Raw genomic sequence first — 19,887 nt, 5'->3', positions numbered from 1 at the left:
AGATACCGCCGCCGGAGCGGAAATCAAACCGCTGACACCCAATGCCGATCGAATGTCGCGCTTACTCGCCCTTGGCGATCAGCACCATAGTTTCCTTGAGCGAGGTCGGCCCCTGCCCCTCTTCACCCTGAATCATGATGTCGTCGATGACGGATTTGCCGTTCTCCTCAATGACCTCGAAACGCACAGTCGTGAAGTCATCCTTGTTAGGTGCGCCTTCCATGCAGGTCGCCGCCTTGAATTTCACCGTCACCTCTGTCGTGCCGTTTGCCGGCTGACCGCGTTCGATGGAAAGGTCCTGCAGCGGACAGGCATCTTGGCCGTTGACGATGACGTCATAGTCGAAGGGCGAAATGCCATCCTCGTCGGCCGCCGGGTTCTGGGCGGCTGCCTTGTATTTGTCGCCGAAGTCCTTGCTGTAGAGCCGGCCGAGCACGCTTTCCTCGAAAATATCGATCCAGTCGCTGACATCGCTCGCCCAGTTTGTCTGCGTGTCCTTCATGATTTCCTTGACCGGCTCAGTCGCATCGGCCGCAAGCAAAAGGCCAGGTGCAACAGACACGGCGACAACGAGGCCGGCGAACAGAACGGCGATCTTCTTCATGGCAAAATGTCCGGGACTCGGTCGGGCTTATGCCGCGGAGGTTAGCCATTTTCCGGCCCTTGGCAATGGCGGCAAAAACGTCATGTCCCTGCCCGTTGCAGCTTTGCGTTCCCGGCTCACAATGCTATAGCGCTCCGGATTACATCACCCAGCCGGGGCAACCGCCCCATTCCAAGCTTAACGAGGCAGATACATGAAGAAGATCAAGGTCGCCAATCCCGTCGCCGATCTCGACGGCGATGAAATGACGCGCATCATCTGGCAGCTCATCAAGGATAAGCTGATCCATCCGTATCTCGACCTCGACATCGACTACTACGACCTCTCGGTCGAAAACCGCGACGCCACCAACGACCAGGTCACCGTCGACGCCGCCAACGCCATTAAAAAGTACGGCGTCGGCATCAAGTGCGCGACCATCACGCCCGATGAAGCCCGCGTCAAGGAATTCAACCTCAAGGAAATGTGGAAGAGCCCGAACGGCACGATCCGCAACATCCTCGGCGGCGTCATCTTCCGCGAGCCGATCATCTGCCGCAACGTGCCGCGCCTGGTTCCCGGCTGGACCCAGCCGATCGTCGTCGGCCGTCACGCTTTCGGCGACCAGTATCGCGCCACCGACTTCAAATTCCCCGGCAAGGGCAAGCTGACGATCAAGTTCGTCGGCGAAGACGGCACGGTCATCGAGAAGGAAGTCTTTAACGCTCCGGGCGCCGGCGTTGCCATGGCCATGTACAACCTCGATGAATCGATCCGCGAATTCGCCCGCGCTTCGATGATGTACGGCCTGATGCGCAAGTGGCCGGTCTACCTGTCGACCAAGAACACCATCCTCAAGGCCTATGACGGCCGCTTCAAGGACATTTTCGAAGAAGTCTACGAGACCGAATTCAAGGACCAGTTCAAGGAAGTCGGCATCACCTATGAACACCGCCTGATCGACGACATGGTCGCTTCGGCCCTGAAGTGGTCTGGCGGCTACGTCTGGGCCTGCAAAAACTATGACGGCGACGTCCAGTCCGACACGGTTGCGCAGGGCTTCGGCTCGCTCGGCCTGATGACCTCGGTTCTGCTGACGCCCGACGGCAAGACGGTTGAAGCCGAAGCCGCTCACGGCACGGTGACCCGCCATTACCGCCAGCACCAGAAGGGCCAGGAAACCTCGACGAACTCGATCGCCTCGATCTTCGCCTGGACCCGCGGCCTCGCGCACCGCGCCAAGCTCGACGACAATGCCGAACTCGCCAAGTTCGCCTCGACGCTGGAAAAGGTCTGCGTCGATACCGTCGAATCCGGCTTCATGACCAAGGACCTGGCGCTGCTCATCGGCCCCGACCAGCCGTGGCTCTCGACCACCGCCTTCCTCGACAAGATCGACCAGAACCTGCAGAAGGCCATGGCGTAATCAGGTCTTTTCGGAATAGCATTGACGGCGGGGATTTCCCCGCCGTTTTTCGTTTTGGGAGAATTGAAAATGACGGCGACCGTGCGCCCGCTCCAACCCTCTGACCGCGCCGCCTGGGAGCCCTTATGGGCGGCTTACCAGCGTTTCTACGAAGTAGTCATCCCGCCTGAAACCACGGACCTCACCTGGGGCCGCTTCCACGATCCCGACGAACCGATGCACGCGCTCGGCGCCTTCGACGAAGACGGCCGCCTCGTCGGCATCGCCCACGCGATCTTCCATCGCTCCTGCTGGCTGCCGCAATGGACCTGCTATCTGCAGGACCTTTATGTCGAGGACAGCCAACGCGGGCTCGGCAGCGGAGCCGCGCTGATCGAGGCTGTCGCCGGGCTGGCACGGCAAAACGGTGCCGGCCGGCTCTACTGGATGACCCATGAAGGCAATGTCACCGCCCGGCGCCTCTACGACAGGATCGCCGAACGCTCGGGGTTCATCCAGTACCGCAAGGCGCTTTGAACGCCGGGGGTTGCACAAGGATCTTGCCGCTCTATTGATTCTGCCGAGCGGGAAACGCCTGAAATAATCGCTACACGATGAGGATGTCATGACCGAAGAACTGGTATTCTATACCAACCCGATGTCGCGCGGACGCATCGCGCGCTGGATGCTGGAGGAGATCGGGCAGCCCTATCGCACCGAACTCCTGACCTTCGGTGAAACCATGAAGGCGCCGGAATATCTCAAGGTCAATCCGATGGGCAAGGTGCCGGCGATCCGTCACGGCAACACCATCGTCACCGAATGCGCAGCGATCTGCGCCTATCTTGCCGAAACCTTTCCGGAAAAGGGTCTGGCGCCGAGGCCGGAGGAGCGCGCCGCCTATTACCGCTGGTTGTTCTTTGCCGCCGGCCCTCTTGAATCGGCGGTAACGATGAAAGCGCTCGGCTTCGAAATTCCCGCCGAACGCCTGCGCATGGCCGGCTGCGGCGGTTTCGGCGACGTCATGAACACGCTCGAAATGGCCGTCTCCGGCTCGACCTATGTCACCGGCGAACGCTTCACCGCCGCCGACGTCTATGTCGGCGCCCATATCGGCTGGGGCCTCGGTTTCGGCAGCATTGAAAAGCGCCAGGCCTTCATCGATTATTTCGGCCGCATCAGCGAGCGGGAAGCCTACAAACGCGCCAATGACCTGGACGACGAGGCCGGCAAGACGATGCAGGCCGCCTGACGTTCAATCCGGCGCGACGGCCAAGCCGCCGCGTCGGGGATGTCCGCCGTCAGGCGAGCGGCATGTGAATATCCGTCATCAGTTCGGTCGGCGGCACCTCGCGCGGGTTGTTCAGATACTCCTCGAACATGATGCTGTCCTTCAGCTGCCGTCCTGACTTTGGCAGCCACTCCGCGTAGAGCCACTGATAGGCCTTATACATGTCGGCATAGGGACCTTTGTGGCGTAGCACGGCATAGTCGCCACCGTCGAAACTGCGCCGCTCGAACGGCGCCTCGGCTGGAACGTCCGAACAACTCGTGACGCAGGCGATCGAGCGCAGCTTCTCAGCCGGCACGATGTCCGGGTCATCGACATAGACGCCGATCATCCGCATAGCGGGTCTGCCAAGGCCGCGGGCGGAAAGTGTGCCGAACAACGTCTCGAAGGCTTTGCCGATCTGCATGTAGATCCGTTCACGGCTTGGCTCGATGCGCCGTTTCCCGAAACTGCCGCAATATATGCTCGCAACAGTCTTTACCGGGCTCGCGTGCCGTTTCGCACTGCAGACGAGAAACTGACCGCCGCCGCCGCGCAGCGAAAACAAAACCGGCTGCGAAATCCAAGATCTCGCAGCCGGCTGCTCTTTCAAACAGTTCTCACGCTCGACGATCAGCCTGCAAGTGCCGCTGCAACAGCCTCGAGCGCCTCATCAGCCTTGGCGCCGTTCGGACCGCCGGCCTGCGCCATGTCGGGACGTCCGCCGCCGCCTTTGCCGCCGAGGGCGGCCGAGGCGACACGCACCAGATCGACAGCACTGAAACGCTCAACGAGATCCGGCGTCACCGCAACGACGGCGCTCGCCTTGCCATCTTCGGATACACCGATCAGCGTCACGATGCCGGAACCGATGCTGGCCTTGCCGTCATCGGCAAGACCCTTCAGGTCCTTCGGATCGACGCCGGCCACGGCCTTACCGAGGAATTTCACTCCAGCGACCTCGCGCACCGCATCGGCAGAGCCGCCCTGCCCGCCGCCCATGGCGAGCTTGCGCTTGGCGTCGGCCAGTTCCTTTTCGAGCTTGCGGCGCTCGTCCATCAGCGCTTCGACGCGCGACAGAACTTCCGAAGGCTGCACCTTCAGCGAGGCAGCGAGCGTCTTCACGCGATCATCCTGCTCGGCGAGATATTCGCGCGCCGATTCACCGGTCACCGCTTCGATACGGCGAACACCGGCGCCGACGGCGCTTTCGCCGAGGATGCGCACGAGGCCGATCTGACCGGTCGCCGACACATGCGTGCCACCACAAAGTTCGACCGAGTAAGGCCTGTTGCTTTTTGCGCCGTGCAGACCCGTGCCCATCGAAACGACGCGCACCTCATCGCCGTATTTCTCGCCGAAGAGCGCCATCGCGCCTTCGGCGATCGCGTCGTCGACGCTCATCAGGCGGGTCGTGACGGGCGCATTCTGCAGCACGATCTCGTTTGCCATGTCCTCGACCACCTTCAACTCCTCGGCCGACATCGGCTTGGGATGCGAAACGTCGAAACGCAGGCGCTCGGGCGCAACCAGCGAGCCCTTCTGGGCAACGTGGGTTCCGAGCACTTCGCGCAGCGCCTCGTGCAGCAGGTGGGTTGCCGAATGGTTGGCGCGCAGACGCGAACGGCGTGCATGGTCGACAGTCAGAACGACAGCATCGCCGGTCTTGAAGGCACCTTGGACGACGGTGCCGGTATGCACGAAGAGGCCCTCGCCCTTCTTCTGCGTGTCCGATATCTCGATCTTGCCGTGGTCCGAGGAGATGACGCCGGTATCGCCCATCTGACCGCCGGATTCTCCATAGAACGGCGTCTGGTTGACGACGATCTGCACCTTGTCGCCGGCCTTGGCTTCGTCGGCAACGGCGCTGTCTTTGACGATCGCCTGCACCACGCCTTCAGCGCTCTCTGTGTCGTAACCGAGGAACTCGGTTGCGCCATGCTTTTCCTTAAGCTCAAACCAGACGGTTTCGGTTGCCTTCTCGCCGGAGCCGGCCCAATGCGAGCGGGCTTCGGCCTTCTGGCGCTCCATGGCATCGGTGAAGCCCGCGATGTCGACGCCGATCTCGCGAGCGCGCAGGGCGTCTTGCGTCAGGTCGAGCGGGAAGCCGTAGGTGTCGTAAAGCTTGAAGGCGGTCTCGCCATCCAGCATGTCGCCCTTGCCGAGATCTGTGGTCGCATCCGACAGCAGCGACAGGCCACGCTCCAGCGTCTTGCGGAAGCGGCCTTCTTCAAGCTTCAGCGTCTCTGAGATCAGCGCCTCGGCGCGCACGAGTTCCGGATAAGCGCGGCCCATCTCCTGCACCAGCGTCGGCAGCAGCTTGTACATCAGCGGCTCCTTGGCGCCGAGAAGCTGGGCGTGCCGCATGGCGCGACGCATGATACGGCGCAGCACATAGCCTCGGCCCTCATTCGACGGCAGCACGCCGTCGGCGATCAGGAAGGCCGAGGAGCGCAGATGGTCGGCGATGACGCGGTGGCTGGCACTGCCTTCCGCCTTGACTCCTATCGTGTCCTCGATGGTGCCGGTCAGCATGCGGAAAAGATCGGTATCGAAGACGCTCTGAACGCCCTGGAGGATGCAGGCCATGCGCTCCAGACCCATGCCGGTGTCGATCGACGGACGCGGCAGCGGATTGCGAACCCCCGGCTCGGTCTGCTCGAACTGCATGAAAACCAGGTTCCAGAATTCCAGGAACCGGTCACCGTCTTCCTCGGGCGAACCGGGAGGGCCGCCCCAGACATTCTCGCCCTGGTCAATGAAGATTTCCGAGCACGGGCCGCAGGGGCCGGTATCGCCCATCTGCCAGAAGTTGTCGGAGGTCGGGATGCGGATGATCTTGTCGTCGGAGAAACCGGCGATCTTCTTCCACAAAGCCGCAGCTTCCTCGTCTTCGGAATAGACGGTCACCAGCAGACGATGCTTCGGCAGGCCGAACCCTTCGGTCACCAGCTTCCAGGCAAGCTCGATCGCATTCTCCTTGAAATAGTCGCCGAAGGAGAAATTGCCGAGCATTTCGAAGAAGGTCAGGTGACGCGCGGTATAGCCGACATTGTCGAGGTCATTATGCTTGCCGCCGGCGCGCACGCACTTCTGCGAGGTTGTCGCCGTCGCATAAGGACGTTTTTCCAGGCCGGTGAAGACGTTCTTGAATTGCACCATGCCGGCATTGGTGAACATCAGCGTCGGGTCGTTGCGCGGCACGAGCGGACTGGACGGAACGATCTCGTGGCCGTTCTTCTTGAAATAGTCGAGGAAGGTCGACCGGATATCGTTCACGCCGCTCATTCTATGCCCTTCAATGCTGCCCGAGGCCGGTAAATACAAATCCATCGGCTTTTAACGTTCGCCTCCGCCACTGTCCAGCCGACAAACAAAACCGGCCGCATTCTGATAAGGGAATGCAGCCGGCTGAGATATCAGATCAAGTTCAAGCGCGAAAATTACATTTCCGCGGCGGCATCGCCGTCATCGGCATCCGGACCGCCATTCTGCAGGAAACGATCGGCGATCAGGCCGGCATTCTGGCGCAGCGCCAGCTCGATCTCCCGAGCGAGATCCGGATTGTCGCGCAGGAAGGTTTTGGCGTTTTCGCGGCCCTGGCCGAGACGCTGGCTGTTATAGGAGAACCAGGCGCCCGACTTCTCGACGATACCGGCCTTGACGCCGAGATCGACGAGTTCGCCTGTCTTCGACACGCCTTCGCCATACATGATGTCGAACTCGACCTGCTTGAAGGGAGGCGCCATCTTGTTCTTGACGACTTTGACGCGGGTCTGGTTGCCGACCACCTCTTCGCGCTCCTTGACCGAGCCGATGCGGCGAATGTCGAGGCGCACGGACGCATAGAATTTCAGCGCATTGCCGCCCGTCGTTGTCTCCGGCGAACCGAACATGACGCCGATCTTCATGCGGATCTGGTTGATGAAGATCACCATGCAGTTCGACTTGGAGATCGAAGCGGTCAGCTTGCGCAGCGCCTGGCTCATCAGGCGGGCTTGCATGCCCGGCAGGCTGTCGCCCATCTCGCCTTCGATTTCGGCGCGCGGCGTCAGCGCGGCGACCGAGTCGACGACGAGAACGTCGACGGCGCCGGAGCGCACCAGCGTGTCGGTGATTTCGAGCGCCTGCTCGCCGGTGTCTGGCTGCGAGATCAGAAGGTTCTGCAGATCGACGCCAAGCTTGCGGGCATAGACCGGGTCGAGCGCGTGTTCAGCATCGACGAAAGCGCAGATGCCGCCCTTCTTCTGCGATTCCGCAATGGTTTGCAGCGCAAGCGTTGTTTTGCCCGAGCTTTCCGGCCCATAGATTTCAATGATACGGCCCTTCGGCAGACCGCCGATGCCGAGGGCGATATCAAGACCAAGCGAGCCCGTCGAAACCGTCTCGATCTCGACAACGTTCTCGTTGGAACCGAGTTTCATAATCGAGCCCTTGCCGAACGACCGCTCAATCTGTGAGAGTGCCGCTTCAAGCGCCTTGCTTTTGTCCACCGATTTGTCCTCTACCAGCCGCAATGAATTCTGAGACATCCGATCCACCTTTAGGTTATTGAAGCCGCTCAAGCAATGTCGAGTTTGTACCCTATTTGTTCCATTCCCGCAATAGGCGTACAAACATTTGAAAGAAAAAGGTAAAACGGCCCGTGTTCTACATTTGTTTTATCAATGCAAAGCAACGGCTTAGGCCTTATGAGCCGGCTTTGTCGCAGCCAGGCGGACCGCTTCGATTCGCCTTTCCCGGGTTATGAGAAGCGGGTGAGTTGATGAAAAAGATTCTCGTTCTCGGCGGCGCCCATATCGACAGGCGTGGCCGCATCTCCGGCGAAACGGCGCCAGGGGCCAGCAACCCCGGCACCTGGATCGAGGAGCCGGGCGGCGGCGGTTTCAATGCGGCGCGCAACCTTGCAAGACTGGGCTTTCACGTGACGATGATCTCGCCGCGCGGCGGCGATCCCTTCGGCGAAATGGTCGGCGAAGCCGCCGATTTCGCCGGCATCGACGACCGGCCCTTCGTCTTCCTCGACCGCAAGACGCCGAGCTACACAGCGATCATCGAGAAGAACGGCGACCTCGTGATCGCCCTTGCCGACATGGATCTCTACCGCTTCTTCGTGCCGCGGCGCCTGTCCATCCGCTGGGTGCGCGAGGCCTTCGCCGCGCATGATTTCATTCTCGTCGACGCCAATCTGCCGGAAGAGACGATCGCGGCGATCGTCGCCAAGGCGAACTCCCTGGCCAAACCCGTCGCGGCCATCGCAATCTCGCCGGCCAAGGTGGTCCGGCTGAAACCCTGCATCGCGGATATCGACTATCTGTTCCTGAACGAGGCCGAAGCCGCTGCCGTTACCGGCGTGCAGCCGGAGGATTCGGGCGGTTGGCCGCCGCTCCTGAACGAGATCGGCATCAGAAACGCCGTGGTCACCCGCGGCCGGCGCGAGCTTGTTGCGATTTGCAAAGACCGCGCCGTGGCGCTGCAGCCGCCAATCGCCGACACCGTCGCCGATGTCACGGGCGCCGGCGATTCCCTTGCCGCCGGCACGCTCGCCGCCTTGATATTTGGCCTGCCGCTTGAGGAGGCCATTCGCCACGGCGCGGCGGCGGCAGCGCTCACGGTGCAGTCACGGCACGCCGTCAACGAAAATCTGACGCCGGATCTCTTGAACGAGGCACTTGCCCTTGTTCCCGAGGTCAGAATTCTACATTGAAGCGACTGAATTAAAGAGTTGAGCATGATGCCGTTCGAAAACCGCCCACGCTTTTCGGTTTCATGCTCCGCCGATCACAGGACAAGATCATGACCAAGCCCATCTCCCCTCTTCTGCCGATCGCCTATTCGAAGGAGGTCGCCAGCGCCAAGCAGCGCGGCGCACCGCTGGTGGCGCTGGAATCGACCATCATCACGCACGGCATGCCCTATCCCGGCAATATCGAAATGGCGCGCAGCGTCGAGACGATCATTCGCGAACAGGGCGCCGTGCCGGCAACGATCGCGGTCATCCACGGCACGCTGCATATCGGCCTTGAAGCTGCGCAACTGGAGCAGCTTGCCAAGGCAACTGAGGTGATGAAGGTGTCGCGGGCCGATCTCGCCTTCGCGATCGCCGAGCGCCGCACCGGCGCCACCACGGTCGCGGCGACGATGATCGCGGCGGCCCGCGCCGGCATTCGTGTCTTCGCCACAGGCGGCATCGGCGGCGTGCATCGCGGCGCCGAGGAAAGCTTCGATATATCAGCCGATCTCGAAGAGCTCGCGCGCACCGGCGTTATCGTCGTCTGCGCCGGCGCCAAGGCAATCCTCGACATTCCAAAGACGCTTGAAGTGCTGGAGACGCGCGGCGTGCCCGTGGTCACCTATGAGAGCGAAGAATTCCCAGCCTTCTGGTCGCGTTCATCAGGTATCCGCAGCCCGCTCTCGCTGAACAGCCCGGCGGCCATCGCCAATTTCCAGACGGTGCGCGAACAGCTCGGCATCGACGGCGGCATGCTCGTCGCCAATCCGGTGCCGGAAGCCGACGAAATCGCGCGTGAAGAGATGGAAATCTATATCGAGCGGGCACTTGATAGCGCCGAGCGCGACGAAGTGACCGGCAAGGCGGTGACGCCTTATCTGCTCTCGACCATCTTCGACCTGACGGATGGTCAGAGCCTGAAGACGAACATCGCTCTGGTGGAGAACAATGCAAGGCTTGCGGCGGAGATTGCCGTGGCTTTGGGTGAGTAATTTTTGACGGCCGGGCCGGTCCCGCCATACAGATAGATAGTGCCGTTGAGCCGCCCCTCTGCCCTGCCGGGCATCTCCCCCACAGGTGGGGAGATTGGCTGGACCCAAGGTTTACCAAAACAATAGGCGTTGTAGCTCGGCAAAGCGGTGGCTGTGTGGGACGGCTAAGCCGCTCATCGATCTCCCCCTTGTGGGGGAGATGTCCGGCAGGGCAGAGGGGGTGCCACACAGTGTGCTCTCTCCGGAAACCATCAAGCCGTAATTAGCTATCCAACGTTTCCTTCACCACCACGGCAAGCTGCTTCAGCGAGAACGGCTTGGGCAAAAATCCGAATTTCGCATCCGGGGGCAGATTGCGGGCAAAGGCGTCCTCGGCATAGCCGGAGACGAAGATGAATTTCAGGTCGGGATAATTCTTTCGCAACTCGCGCAGCAGCGTCGGGCCGTCCATTTCGGGCATGACCACGTCGGAAACGACAATGTCGACCTTGCCCTCGAGCTCCTCCATGATGCTCAGCGCCTCGACGCCCGAGCCCGCCTCATGCACGGTGTAGCCGCGCGTTTCCAGCATGCGCTTGCCGCCGCGGCGCACCGCTTCCTCGTCTTCGACGAGAAGGACGACGGCCGAGCCGGTCAGGTCCTCCGGCTGCTGCGCGGTCACCGCGGGCGCGGCTGGGACTTCATTGATGGCACTGTCGATCGAACCCGCCTCCGCGGCAATCGCCGGCTCCGGGATGTGGCGCGGCAGGAAGACCCGGAAGGTCGTGCCTTTGCCGACTTCGGATTCTGGCTGGATGTAGCCGCCGGACTGCTTGACGATGCCGTAGACCATGGCGAGACCAAGCCCGGTGCCCTTGCCGACATCCTTGGTGGTGAAGAAGGGCTCGAAAATCTTGTCCATGATCTCGGGCGCGATGCCTGTACCGGTATCGGCGACTTCGACCAGCACCATGTCCTCGGCCGGCATGTAGGAATAGTTGAAGGCCGCGACGTCGGCTGCAGTCAGATTACGGGTGCGCAGCGTCAGCGTGCCGCCGTCGGGCATTGCGTCGCGCGCATTGACGCAGAGATTGATCAGCACCTGCTCGAATTGCGAAAGGTCCGTTTTGACGGGCCAGAGATCGCGGCCATATTGCACATCGAGCTTGACATTGGTGCCGGAGAGCAGCCGGTCGACCAGCATGCGCAGGTCGCCGACGACATCAGTGAGGTTCAGCACCGAGGGCCGCATCGTCTGCTTACGTGAGAAGGCGAGCAACTGGCGCACCAGCACCGCGGCGCGGTTGGCGTTGCGCTTGATTTCCATCAGATCGGCGAAGCTTGCATCGGAAGGACGCGCCTGCAGCAGCAGGTGATCGGAAGAAAGCAGGATCGCCGTCAGGACGTTGTTGAAGTCATGTGCAATACCACCGGCGAGCGTTCCGACAGCGTTCATCTTCTGCGTCTGCGCCATTTGCGCTTCCAGCGCCTTCTGCTCGGTCACCTCGACGGCATAGACGATCGCCGCTTCTTCCGGCGCCTCGTCGCTCTGGTCGATGACGGCGTTGACATAGAAGCGGAAATAGCGCGCCTCGTCGGTCGGCGTGCGGGTGTCGAGCGGCGGGATGTCACCCTGCCGGTCCTTGGCGGCCGTCAGCGCCGCGGCCAGTTGCGGCCGGTCGCTCTCCTGCACGATGGTTTCGAGATACGGCGCCTTTTCCAGGTCGTCGCGCGAGACGATGCCGGAGAACAGCTTCAGGAACGGAGCGTTGGTGCGCAGGATGCGTCCATCGCCGTCGACCGAGGCGATCGCCATCGGCGTATTGTTGAAGAAGCGGGTGAAGCGCATGGCGGCGGCCGAAGCGGACTGGCCGCTCTCGCTGCTCTTTCCGCGCGCCAGCACGATCGTCCGGCTTTCGCCTGGAGCGCCGTCGCGCATCGAGGTGACGCTGTGGATGATCTGCACCGGCAGGCTCTGGCCGTTGGTCTTGCGCAGATCGAGATCCAGCGTCACGGTTTTTTTCAGGCCGGGCTCGGCCTGCACCGACTGGATCAGCGCCAGCCCCTCGCCCGCCACCAGATCGCCAATCGACGTCGAGCCGGGCAGGAACTTGGTCAGGTCGAGGCCCAGCCACTCGGCAAGTGTCGCGTTTAGGTAGAAGATTTCGCCCTTCCTGCCGGCAGAGAAGAAACCGGCCGGAGCGTGATCGAGATAGTCGATCGCATTCTGCAGCTCCTTGAAGAAGCGCTCCTGATCGTCGCGTTCGGCGGTAATGTCGGTGATCTGCCAGATCTGAAGCGGCTTGCCGCCATCATCCTCCGGCTGCAGCAGCCGCACCTTCAGCCGGTACCAATGCGCGCCCGAGCTGTTGCTGCCGGGCCCGACGGCGCGCAGCAGGCGGAATTCCTCCCGGCCCTCCTTGCCCTCGCGCAGACCGTTGACCAGCCGGTAGAGCGCCTCGTTGGATTCGCGATGCCGCGACAGCAGCGTTTCCAGCGTCTGCACTTCTGTTGCCTTGCGCGCGCCGGTGAGCGCGCCATAGGCGGCGTTGGCATAGATGATACGGCCCTTTTCGTCGGTGATCAGCGTGCCATCCGGGTGGCTGTTGAGGAAGGCGCGCGCCAGACTGTCGGACTGGCGCTGCGGCATCACTTCGATGAAGCCGATGACGGAAGATACCAGGAAGAAGATGCCGACCATGGCGAGAACGCCTAGACCGCCGAGCACCATCTCGTTGTCGAGCGATCGCTTGAAGACGACAAAAGCCCCGGCGGCCGCGATCAGCACGAGCGCCAGGAGAAGAATGCGCAAAACCGTGCCAGAACGCCCCCCACGATCCACAAGCGGTGCGTTATAGTCGTCGACCTGACGCGGTTTCGTCATATATTCCTCGCATATGCCCCCCCACCTCGTAGCACGAATAAGAAGCGGGAATCAGGCGCTCTTTCCTTCTTAGCAATTTGCCAAGCCGGCAAAAACACCGGTCGCCGGCAAGACCGCTTGAATTCACAGGCAAGAGCGCCATCTGCGGCTGATGCCTGCGGCAGCTGCCTGCGCGCGACGCCGGCAGCTGCAATTCGGCATAACACGAAATCGCATTCGTGCATGGCTGGACAGGGCCGGCTGCCCTTGCCTAAGGGACGGAAAAGTCGTCAATATGTGCCGAATGTGAAATGGAGTGAGTGACTATGTTCGATGATCTTGTCGCAGCCTATGGCAGCCGTTTCCTGCTTGCGGCCGGTGGCGTTGGCCTGGCGCTCCTCCTGCTCATTCTGGCACTCTGGCTGATGCGAGGCCGCGCCCCGTCGCCCTTTGTACGCGGCGGTCGCAACCGTCAGCCCCGCCTGCAGGTGCTGGACGCGGCAGCCGTCGACGCCCGCCGCCGGCTGGTGCTGGTGCGCCGAGATGATGTCGAGCATCTTATCATGATCGGTGGCCCGACCGATATCGTCATTGAAAGCCGGATCCTGCCGCAGACGACCGAGCAGCCGGAAAGCCTCTCACGCCCGGAGCCTGCCGCCGAGCGGCCGATTGCAGTCCCGCGGCCGGAAACACCGCCTGTTTCCGCCGCCCGTGCGCCGGTCACACCCCGCGCCGAGCCGGCCGCCGGCCCCCCCTTCGCTGCGCCCACCGCATCGGAGCCGCGGCCGCGCCCCGAACCATCGGCCGCGCCCACCATGCCGCCGCCGGTGGCCACCGGCCCTCTTCCGCCAGAACCGGCGACGGCACCTCTATCGACCGAACACGACCAATCCCTACGCGCTGTCCCGCCCCAAGCGCGCACCCCGGAGCGCCCCTCTGCTGCCGCCGGCGCGCAGCCGGCATCGTTCCGCGATACCGCAAGCGCCGCCGAAATCCTGGATGCCGCCCGCCAGCGCGTGCTGCCTCAGCAGCGCATCGAGCCCGAGGTCTCCGCCCCGGATATGCCGGCGCCGCGCGCCGCTGCCGCTACGGCCGAGGACGATGCGGCTGTGCAATCGGCAGCGGCGATCCGCCGTGATTTCCAACGGGTGCTGGAAGAGGAAATGTCAAACAATTTGACGGCCGAGCGCATCGTGCCGGCCCCGGCAAATCAGGGCCCTCGTCAGGCCGCGCCGCAGCCGGCCAACCAGCCGCGCCGTGATCCCGAACTTGCCCCCATCACCGGTGCCGATACCGAACTGCAGAAAGAAGTTGCCCGCATCTTCGGCGAAATGAGCGTCAATCGCGACAAGTAAGACAAACGCTTACATCGGTTGCCGTCGCTCAGCCTTCGTCATGAAGTTGCATAAAAGCCGCAATGCTGCGGCTTTCACGTCACCGATGCCTCGGGGACTCCCTATCACGCTGATCATTTGCTATCGATCAGGCTGAAGAGCATTGGCGCATTCGAGGCTTTGCCTAAGTAAATACCGGTCTCACCCCAGTTTTACCCGTATTGTCGCAAGCGACGCGCTGGCGGCATGCGAACATGTTCATCGGGTGGTGGCGAGAGACCGGTTTGGCATTGTTACAATGTGCCATGTGCTCCGCTGTCTCAGCTCTTCAGCCGCCCACGACATCGCCATACCGCGCCCGCAAGGGTTTTCTCATGCACCATCTTGGTGGACTTCCGAACGGAAGACCAAGACGATATGTGCAAGACACTTCGGGTCCGATGGACCATCACTCCCAAGACGGCGCCGCAGCCATGGATTGCCTGCGGCGGATGCGGGGGCCTCAGAGCTTTCCGATCCAGCGGCAAGATCCGGCTTAATGCAAACGGTCGCAAGCTCGACGCCTGGCTGATCTACAAATGCCTGATCTGCGAAAGGACATGGAACCGCCCGATCTTCGAACGCCGAAATATTCGAGACGTCGATCCGATGATTCTCGACGCGCTGCAATCCAACGACCCGAGCTGGATTCGGGCGGAAACCTTCAATCTTGATGCGCTGCGGCGCAAGTCACAGCGTGTGGACGAGTTCGCCGAATTCGACATCACCAAGGAGATTCGGCACGAGACCACAGGCTGGACGAGCCTGGAAATCGAACTTACGGCCCCGTTTCCAGCAAGCATGCGCCTGGATCGGCTGCTGGCCAGCGAGTTGAAGATATCACGCTCCCGCCTGCAGGCTCTTCACGATCGGGGCCTCTGTCGAACAGAGCCCGAGCGGGCCGACATCATGCGGCGGCGGATCATGAATGGCACCCTCGTCACAATCGATCTCGCCACGGAGGCGGAGCGGGAACCATTCTGGAAAGCTCTGGCGACGGACGCTTTCCCGTAACCGCCTCTTCGACACATCGGGAGATGGCTCAACAAAAAGCGCCGCGATCGGATCGCGGCGCTGAATGTGTCTCATCTCTGCATGGGAATGGTCATTCGTCGCGGTAGACCTTTTCGCGACGTTCGTGGCGCTCCTGCGCCTCGATCGACAGCGTCGCGATCGGACGGGCGTCGAGACGCTTGAGACCGATCGGTTCGCCGGTTTCCTCGCAATAGCCGTAGGTGCCGTCTTCGATGCGCTGCAGCGCCGCGTCGATCTTGGAGATCAGTTTTCTCTGCCGATCGCGGGCGCGAAGTTCGATCGCCCTGTCGGTTTCCGACGACGCCCTGTCGGCGAGATCGGGATGGTTTGCGCTTTCCTCGGCCAGATGGTCGAGTGTTTCGCGCGCTTCTCTAAGGATATCGTTTTTCCAGGCGACCAGCTTTGCCCTGAAGTAGGCACGCTGGTTTACGTTCATGAATTCTTCCTCTTCCGAGGGAACGTAATTGCTAAGATCGATCTTCTCACTCAACGCGATTCTCCTGAAGAACATCTCATCTGGGCGGGTGTATATCCCAAGCGCTAGCCGCGATTCAAGCCAAATACGACAGCTAAACAGATTTTTAAATCTGTTACAATTTTTGGCTAAGGGACTATTTTCTCATGATTATTCGCGTTCGCAATTTTCGTCTCGTCTTCAAAACGCCTTGTGGTCGCCCACGTTTTGGGCCGTTGCGGCATGGCTGGCGGTTGACGGCGGATGATCGCAACCGCTACTGAAAAGACCCGCCGATCCCGGATTTACCCATGACCGTACCCCTGCCTCCGCCCAATCGCATCTATCTCCTGCGTCACGCCGAGGCCGCCTGGGCCGAACCCGGACAGCGCGATTTCGACCGCCCGCTCAACGAAAAAGGCTACGGCGATGCCGAGGTTATCGCCGACAAAGCCGCCGCCAAGGGCTACCGTCCCGATCTTCTGATCAGTTCGACGGCGCTTCGCTGCCGCGACACCGCCGACGCCGTGCATCGGGCAATGGGTTTGACACTCGACGTGAGTTACATCGACGCGCTCTACAACGCCACGGTCGATACCTATGTCGAAATCGTCGATGCGCAGGATAATGCCGCCGTCATGCTGGTCGGCCACAACCCGACGATCGAGCAGGCGCTCGAGGCGCTGATCGGCCGCGAGGCCATGGTAAACGCCCTTCCCGCCGGCTTTCCAACGGCAGGTCTTGCCGTTGTCGATTTCGATGCTTCCGCCAGCGGCTGGCGCCTGATCGATTTTCTCGTCGTCTGAAGTCTTTCGCTCCGCTTCTTTTTCGGGCGGTGCAGTCTTCCTATATTGCCGGCAGTCATCAACCGGAATTGCGCCTTGCCGCCACGCCTGACATCCCTCGCCGACGACGCCCGCATCGCGTTTGATAATCTCGCCGACAGGGCAAGCGGCCTCGTCAATCCGACCGTGCGGCTCGGCGTCACCGGCCTCTCCCGCTCCGGTAAGACGGTCTTCATCTCCTCGCTTGTCCACAATCTCCTGCATGGCGGCCGGCTGCCGCTGTTCGAGCCGGTGCAGTCGGGACGCGTTTCGGCCGTGCGGCTGGAGCCTCAGCCCGATGATGCCGTGCCCCGTTTCCAATATGAGGATCATATCCGGGCGCTGGTGAAGGACCGCGTCTGGCCGGATTCCACGCGCGCCATTTCCGAACTGCGCATTACGGTCGATTATCAGAGCGCCAGCGGGTGGAACCGCCTGTTCTCGCCTGGCAGGCTGTCAATCGATATCGTCGATTATCCAGGCGAATGGTTGCTCGACCTGCCGCTGCTCGGCAAGGATTACCGCACGTTCAGCGAGGAAACGATTGCGCTTGCGCAAAACGGCGTGCGCTCCGAACTGTCGCGGGAATGGTTGGCTCTGACACGTGCCGCCGATATAAATGCCGGCGCCGACGAGATGGCAGCCCGCGCGCTTGCCACCGCCTTTGCCGATTACCTCAAGGCCTGCAAGGCCGACGAACGCTCACTCTCCACTTTGCCGCCCGGGCGTCTGCTTCTGCCCGGCGATCTCGACGGCTCGCCGGCACTGACTTTCGCCCCGCTCGTCCTGCCGCCGGGCGCGCGTCCCCATCGCGGCTCGCTCTGGACGATGATGGAGCGGCGTTACGAGGCCTATAAATCCGTGGTCGTCAAACCGTTCTTCCGCGAGCATTTCGCCCGGCTCGACCGGCAGATCGTGCTGGTCGACGCGCTGCAGGCCATGAACCGCGGCCCCGAAGCCGTCCAGGATCTGGAGCGCGCGCTGACCGACGTGCTCGCCTGCTTCCGCCCCGGCACCAACTCGCTGCTCTCGTCGCTGCTGGGGCGCCGTATCGACCGTGTGCTGGTCGCCGCCACCAAGGCCGACCATCTCCATCATGAGAGCCATGATCGGCTCGATGCGCTGACCCGCCGCCTCGTCGATCGCGCCATCGCCCGCATCGGCATGGCCGGAGCCGGAATCGACGTGATGGCGCTCGCTTCCGTGCGCGCCACGCGCGAGGCATCGGTCAAACGCGACGGCCATGAACTGCCTGTCATCGTCGGCACGCCGATGGAGGGTGAAACCATTGCCGGCGAGCGATTCGACGGCCAGAAAAAGACCGCGATCTTCCCCGGAGACCTGCCGCTGGATCCGGAAAGCCTGTTCGACCGCATCGCTTCCGGCGAGACCGCCGATACCCTGCCCGACGTTAACGTCGTCCGATTCCGCCCGCCGCATCTCGAGGAGACCGGCGGCGGCATCAAGCTGTCGGTGCCGCATATCCGCCTTGACCGCGCCATGCAGTTCCTGTTCGGAGACCGTCTCGCATGAGTAAGCCCCCCTCCGATTTGCCGCAACGGCCACCCGCCGCCTTCGCCTATGAGGATGAGGCTGCCGTGCCGCGCGACAATGGTCGGCAACAGCAAGGCCGACGCAGACCGGAAAGCTTCTCGGAAGACATCGTCTTGACGCCTGACGAGGAGGATCCCTTCATCAATCCCGACAGGGATGCGAGCGCAGTGCCGGTGGCGACGCCACGCAAGCGGCGCACCTCCTTCGGCAAGATCGCACTAGGCGCCTTCGGGATCCTGCTATCGCTCGGCATCGGCCTCTGGACCGACCGGCTGATCCGCAATCTCTTCACCCGCGCCGACTGGCTAGGTTATGCAGCTCTTGGCGTGCTGGCGATCGGCATTCTCGCCGTTCTTGCCCTCGTCATCCGCGAGACCGCGGGCATGATGCGCCTTGCCGCTGTTCAAGCGATCAAGGCGGAAGCAGAGGCGGCGATCCTCGAAACACGGCCGGCGAAAGCGCGCGCCGTCGTTGCGCGCCTCACCACGCTTCTTGCGGCCAGCCCCGAGACATCGAAGGGCCGCGCGACGCTGAAGGCGACCGAGGGCGAGGTCATCGACCCCCCGCATCTGATCGCCTTGGCCGAACGCGAACTCCTGGCCCCACTCGACCGCAAAGCGCGGGCGCTCATCGTCAACGCCTCCAAGCGCGTCTCGATCGTTACCGCCGTCAGCCCGCGCGCGATCGTCGATCTGCTTTATGTGCTCTACGAGTCCGTGCGCCTCATCCGCGCCATGGCCGAGCTTTACGGAGGCCGCCCCGGCACGCTCGGCATGTGCCGCCTCCTGCGTGACGTGCTGGCCCATCTCGCCGTCACCGGCTCGATCGCTGTCGGCGACAGTCTCGTCCAGCAGGTGCTCGGCCATGGGCTGGCCTCGAAGCTATCGGCTCGACTCGGCGAAGGCGTGATCAACGGCCTGATGACCGCTCGCATCGGAATCGCGGCGATGGATCTCTGTCGCCCGCTTGCCTTTCGTGCGGTGAAGCGACCGGGAATCGGCGATTTTATCGGCGACCTCACACCTTCAATGTCGCCGCGCGGCAACAATCCTTAAGCGACGAGGCGATTCCGCAGCTCTCACCTTCCCGTAGGTGAAGTTGGCGAAGTTAAGCAGATTCAACACTGTAGCCGCCGGATCCTAAAATCCGCGCGGCACGACAGAAATCCAATCACTCGCATTCGGCACAATCGAAAGGAAGGATTAACCATTCTTCGGCAAAACTTGGCACCAGTTCGTGAGTGGTGTTTGCCAAGGAAAATCCATGTATTCGCGCCAGTTTCTCTTCTTATGCGGCCTCGCCGCCGCGGCATTGTCTCCTGTCGCAGACGTCGCTCCGGCAGCCACTGCCGCAACCCGCGACAAGGCCTTCTTCGAATCCGTCACCGGCTCCTGGAAGGGCCCGGGCGAGATCGTCGCCGGCAAGTACAAGGGCACGAAATTCACCTGCAACCTGACCGGTGAACCCACCGGCGACAGCACTGCCGGCATCAAGCTCGATGGAACCTGCCGCGTCGGCGTCTTCAAGCAGCCGATGAGCGCCGTCATCTCGCAGTCGGGCTCCACCTACAAGGGCAAGTTCCTCGACGGCGCCGCCGGCAAGGGTCTTGACGTCGTCTCCGGCGCCGTCACCGAGGATACGGTCGTGGTCGGCATTAACCGCGCCAAGCTGAATGGCGCGATGATCGCCCGCGTGCGTGACGACAAGACGATGAACGTTACCGTGTCGGTCAAGGTCGAAAGCCAGATGATCCCGGTTATCGGCCTGACATTGACTCGTCAGGTCGACGAAATGGCCGTCGGCTCCATCCAGTAGACCGACTGG

General features: G+C 62.2%; 16 protein-coding genes and 2 pseudogenes. 12 read left to right on the top strand and 6 right to left on the bottom strand.

From position 1 onward, the window contains the following. Positions 1 to 61: 61 nt before the first annotated feature. Entirely contained in the window at positions 62 to 604 is a 543-nt protein-coding gene (locus tag HJC04_RS28235) for a hypothetical protein (protein WP_221123380.1), read from the bottom strand. A gap of 193 nt (positions 605 to 797) precedes the next feature. Here HJC04_RS28235 and HJC04_RS28230 point away from each other — a divergent pair, with 193 nt between their 5' ends. From HJC04_RS28230 to HJC04_RS28220, 3 genes are all read left to right on the top strand, one after another. Then, complete coding sequence (locus HJC04_RS28230; RefSeq protein ID WP_088674229.1) at positions 798 to 2,009, top strand: NADP-dependent isocitrate dehydrogenase; 1,212 nt, start codon at positions 798 to 800, stop codon at positions 2,007 to 2,009. 69 nt (positions 2,010 to 2,078) lie between these two features. Continuing rightward, the gene (locus tag HJC04_RS28225) at positions 2,079 to 2,525 is read left to right on the top strand and encodes a GNAT family N-acetyltransferase (protein WP_210631127.1); all 447 of its coding nucleotides are present in this window, start codon (positions 2,079 to 2,081) and stop codon (positions 2,523 to 2,525) included. Positions 2,526 to 2,613: 88 nt separating this feature from the next. Then, entirely contained in the window at positions 2,614 to 3,240 is a 627-nt protein-coding gene (locus tag HJC04_RS28220) for a glutathione S-transferase family protein (RefSeq protein ID WP_210631126.1), read from the top strand. 49 nt (positions 3,241 to 3,289) lie between these two features. On the opposite strand, the pseudogene HJC04_RS28215 reads toward HJC04_RS28220, so the two are convergent. Further along, positions 3,290 to 3,688 (bottom strand): annotated as a pseudogene (locus HJC04_RS28215) (GyrI-like domain-containing protein); the annotation flags it as partial. Between the two features lies 1 nt (position 3,689). Here HJC04_RS28215 and HJC04_RS31995 point away from each other — a divergent pair. Then, a pseudogene (locus tag HJC04_RS31995) lies at positions 3,690 to 3,800 on the top strand (LysE family translocator); the annotation flags it as partial. Positions 3,801 to 3,891: 91 nt separating this feature from the next. Here the strand turns inward: HJC04_RS31995 and alaS are convergent. Continuing rightward, positions 3,892 to 6,546 carry an alanine--tRNA ligase gene (gene alaS / locus HJC04_RS28210; RefSeq protein ID WP_221123381.1) on the bottom strand — a complete coding sequence of 885 codons (2,655 nt, stop codon included), beginning with the start codon at positions 6,544 to 6,546 and terminating at the stop codon, positions 3,892 to 3,894. A 155-nt stretch (positions 6,547 to 6,701) separates the two neighbouring features. After that, a complete protein-coding gene (gene recA / locus HJC04_RS28205; protein WP_011425583.1) occupies positions 6,702 to 7,790 on the bottom strand; it encodes a recombinase RecA in 1,089 nt (362 codons plus the stop codon). A gap of 230 nt (positions 7,791 to 8,020) precedes the next feature. Here recA and HJC04_RS28200 point away from each other — a divergent pair, with 230 nt between their 5' ends. After that, positions 8,021 to 8,965: a carbohydrate kinase family protein gene (locus tag HJC04_RS28200; protein ID WP_221147624.1), complete on the top strand. Its 945-nt coding sequence runs from the start codon at positions 8,021 to 8,023 to the stop codon at positions 8,963 to 8,965. 89 nt (positions 8,966 to 9,054) lie between these two features. Next, on the top strand, positions 9,055 to 9,981 hold the full coding sequence (locus HJC04_RS28195) for a pseudouridine-5'-phosphate glycosidase (protein WP_064806159.1): 927 nt from the start codon (positions 9,055 to 9,057) through the stop codon (positions 9,979 to 9,981). Between the two features lie 262 nt (positions 9,982 to 10,243). On the opposite strand, the gene cckA is transcribed toward HJC04_RS28195, so the two are convergent. Further along, the gene (cckA, locus tag HJC04_RS28190; protein WP_221147623.1) at positions 10,244 to 12,844 is read right to left on the bottom strand and encodes a cell cycle histidine kinase CckA; all 2,601 of its coding nucleotides are present in this window, start codon (positions 12,842 to 12,844) and stop codon (positions 10,244 to 10,246) included. A gap of 305 nt (positions 12,845 to 13,149) precedes the next feature. On the opposite strand from cckA, the gene HJC04_RS28185 reads away from it, so the two are divergent. Both HJC04_RS28185 and HJC04_RS28180 read left to right on the top strand, forming a co-directional pair. Then, the gene (locus HJC04_RS28185; protein WP_221123382.1) at positions 13,150 to 14,178 is read left to right on the top strand and encodes a flagellar biosynthetic protein FliO; all 1,029 of its coding nucleotides are present in this window, start codon (positions 13,150 to 13,152) and stop codon (positions 14,176 to 14,178) included. A 396-nt stretch (positions 14,179 to 14,574) separates the two neighbouring features. Then, positions 14,575 to 15,210, top strand: coding sequence for a DUF1062 domain-containing protein (locus HJC04_RS28180; RefSeq protein ID WP_221147622.1), 636 nt, complete (start codon positions 14,575 to 14,577; stop codon positions 15,208 to 15,210). A gap of 91 nt (positions 15,211 to 15,301) precedes the next feature. Here HJC04_RS28180 and dksA read toward each other — a convergent pair whose 3' ends face one another. Beyond that, entirely contained in the window at positions 15,302 to 15,721 is a 420-nt protein-coding gene (gene dksA / locus HJC04_RS28175; protein WP_008525884.1) for an RNA polymerase-binding protein DksA, read from the bottom strand. A gap of 275 nt (positions 15,722 to 15,996) precedes the next feature. Between dksA and HJC04_RS28170 the strand changes: the two genes are divergently transcribed. The 4 genes from HJC04_RS28170 to HJC04_RS28155 all read left to right on the top strand — a co-directional run bounded on the left by HJC04_RS28170 (position 15,997) and on the right by HJC04_RS28155 (position 19,878). Beyond that, complete coding sequence (locus tag HJC04_RS28170) at positions 15,997 to 16,491, top strand: histidine phosphatase family protein (protein ID WP_210631120.1); 495 nt, start codon at positions 15,997 to 15,999, stop codon at positions 16,489 to 16,491. Between the two features lie 75 nt (positions 16,492 to 16,566). After that, complete coding sequence (locus HJC04_RS28165; protein WP_210631119.1) at positions 16,567 to 18,042, top strand: YcjX family protein; 1,476 nt, start codon at positions 16,567 to 16,569, stop codon at positions 18,040 to 18,042. Then, complete coding sequence (locus HJC04_RS28160) at positions 18,039 to 19,118, top strand: YcjF family protein (RefSeq protein WP_210631118.1); 1,080 nt, start codon at positions 18,039 to 18,041, stop codon at positions 19,116 to 19,118. Before HJC04_RS28165 ends, HJC04_RS28160 begins: the two co-directional genes overlap by 4 nt. Before the next feature lie 208 nt (positions 19,119 to 19,326). Then, a complete protein-coding gene (locus HJC04_RS28155) occupies positions 19,327 to 19,878 on the top strand; it encodes a hypothetical protein (RefSeq protein WP_011425593.1) in 552 nt (183 codons plus the stop codon). Positions 19,879 to 19,887: the final 9 nt, after the last annotated feature.

It is taken from the genome of Rhizobium sp. NLR8a, from assembly GCF_019685235.1.
Taxonomy (GTDB): Bacteria; Pseudomonadota; Alphaproteobacteria; order Rhizobiales; family Rhizobiaceae; genus Rhizobium.
This window is presented reverse-complemented; position numbering and strand designations above follow the sequence as displayed.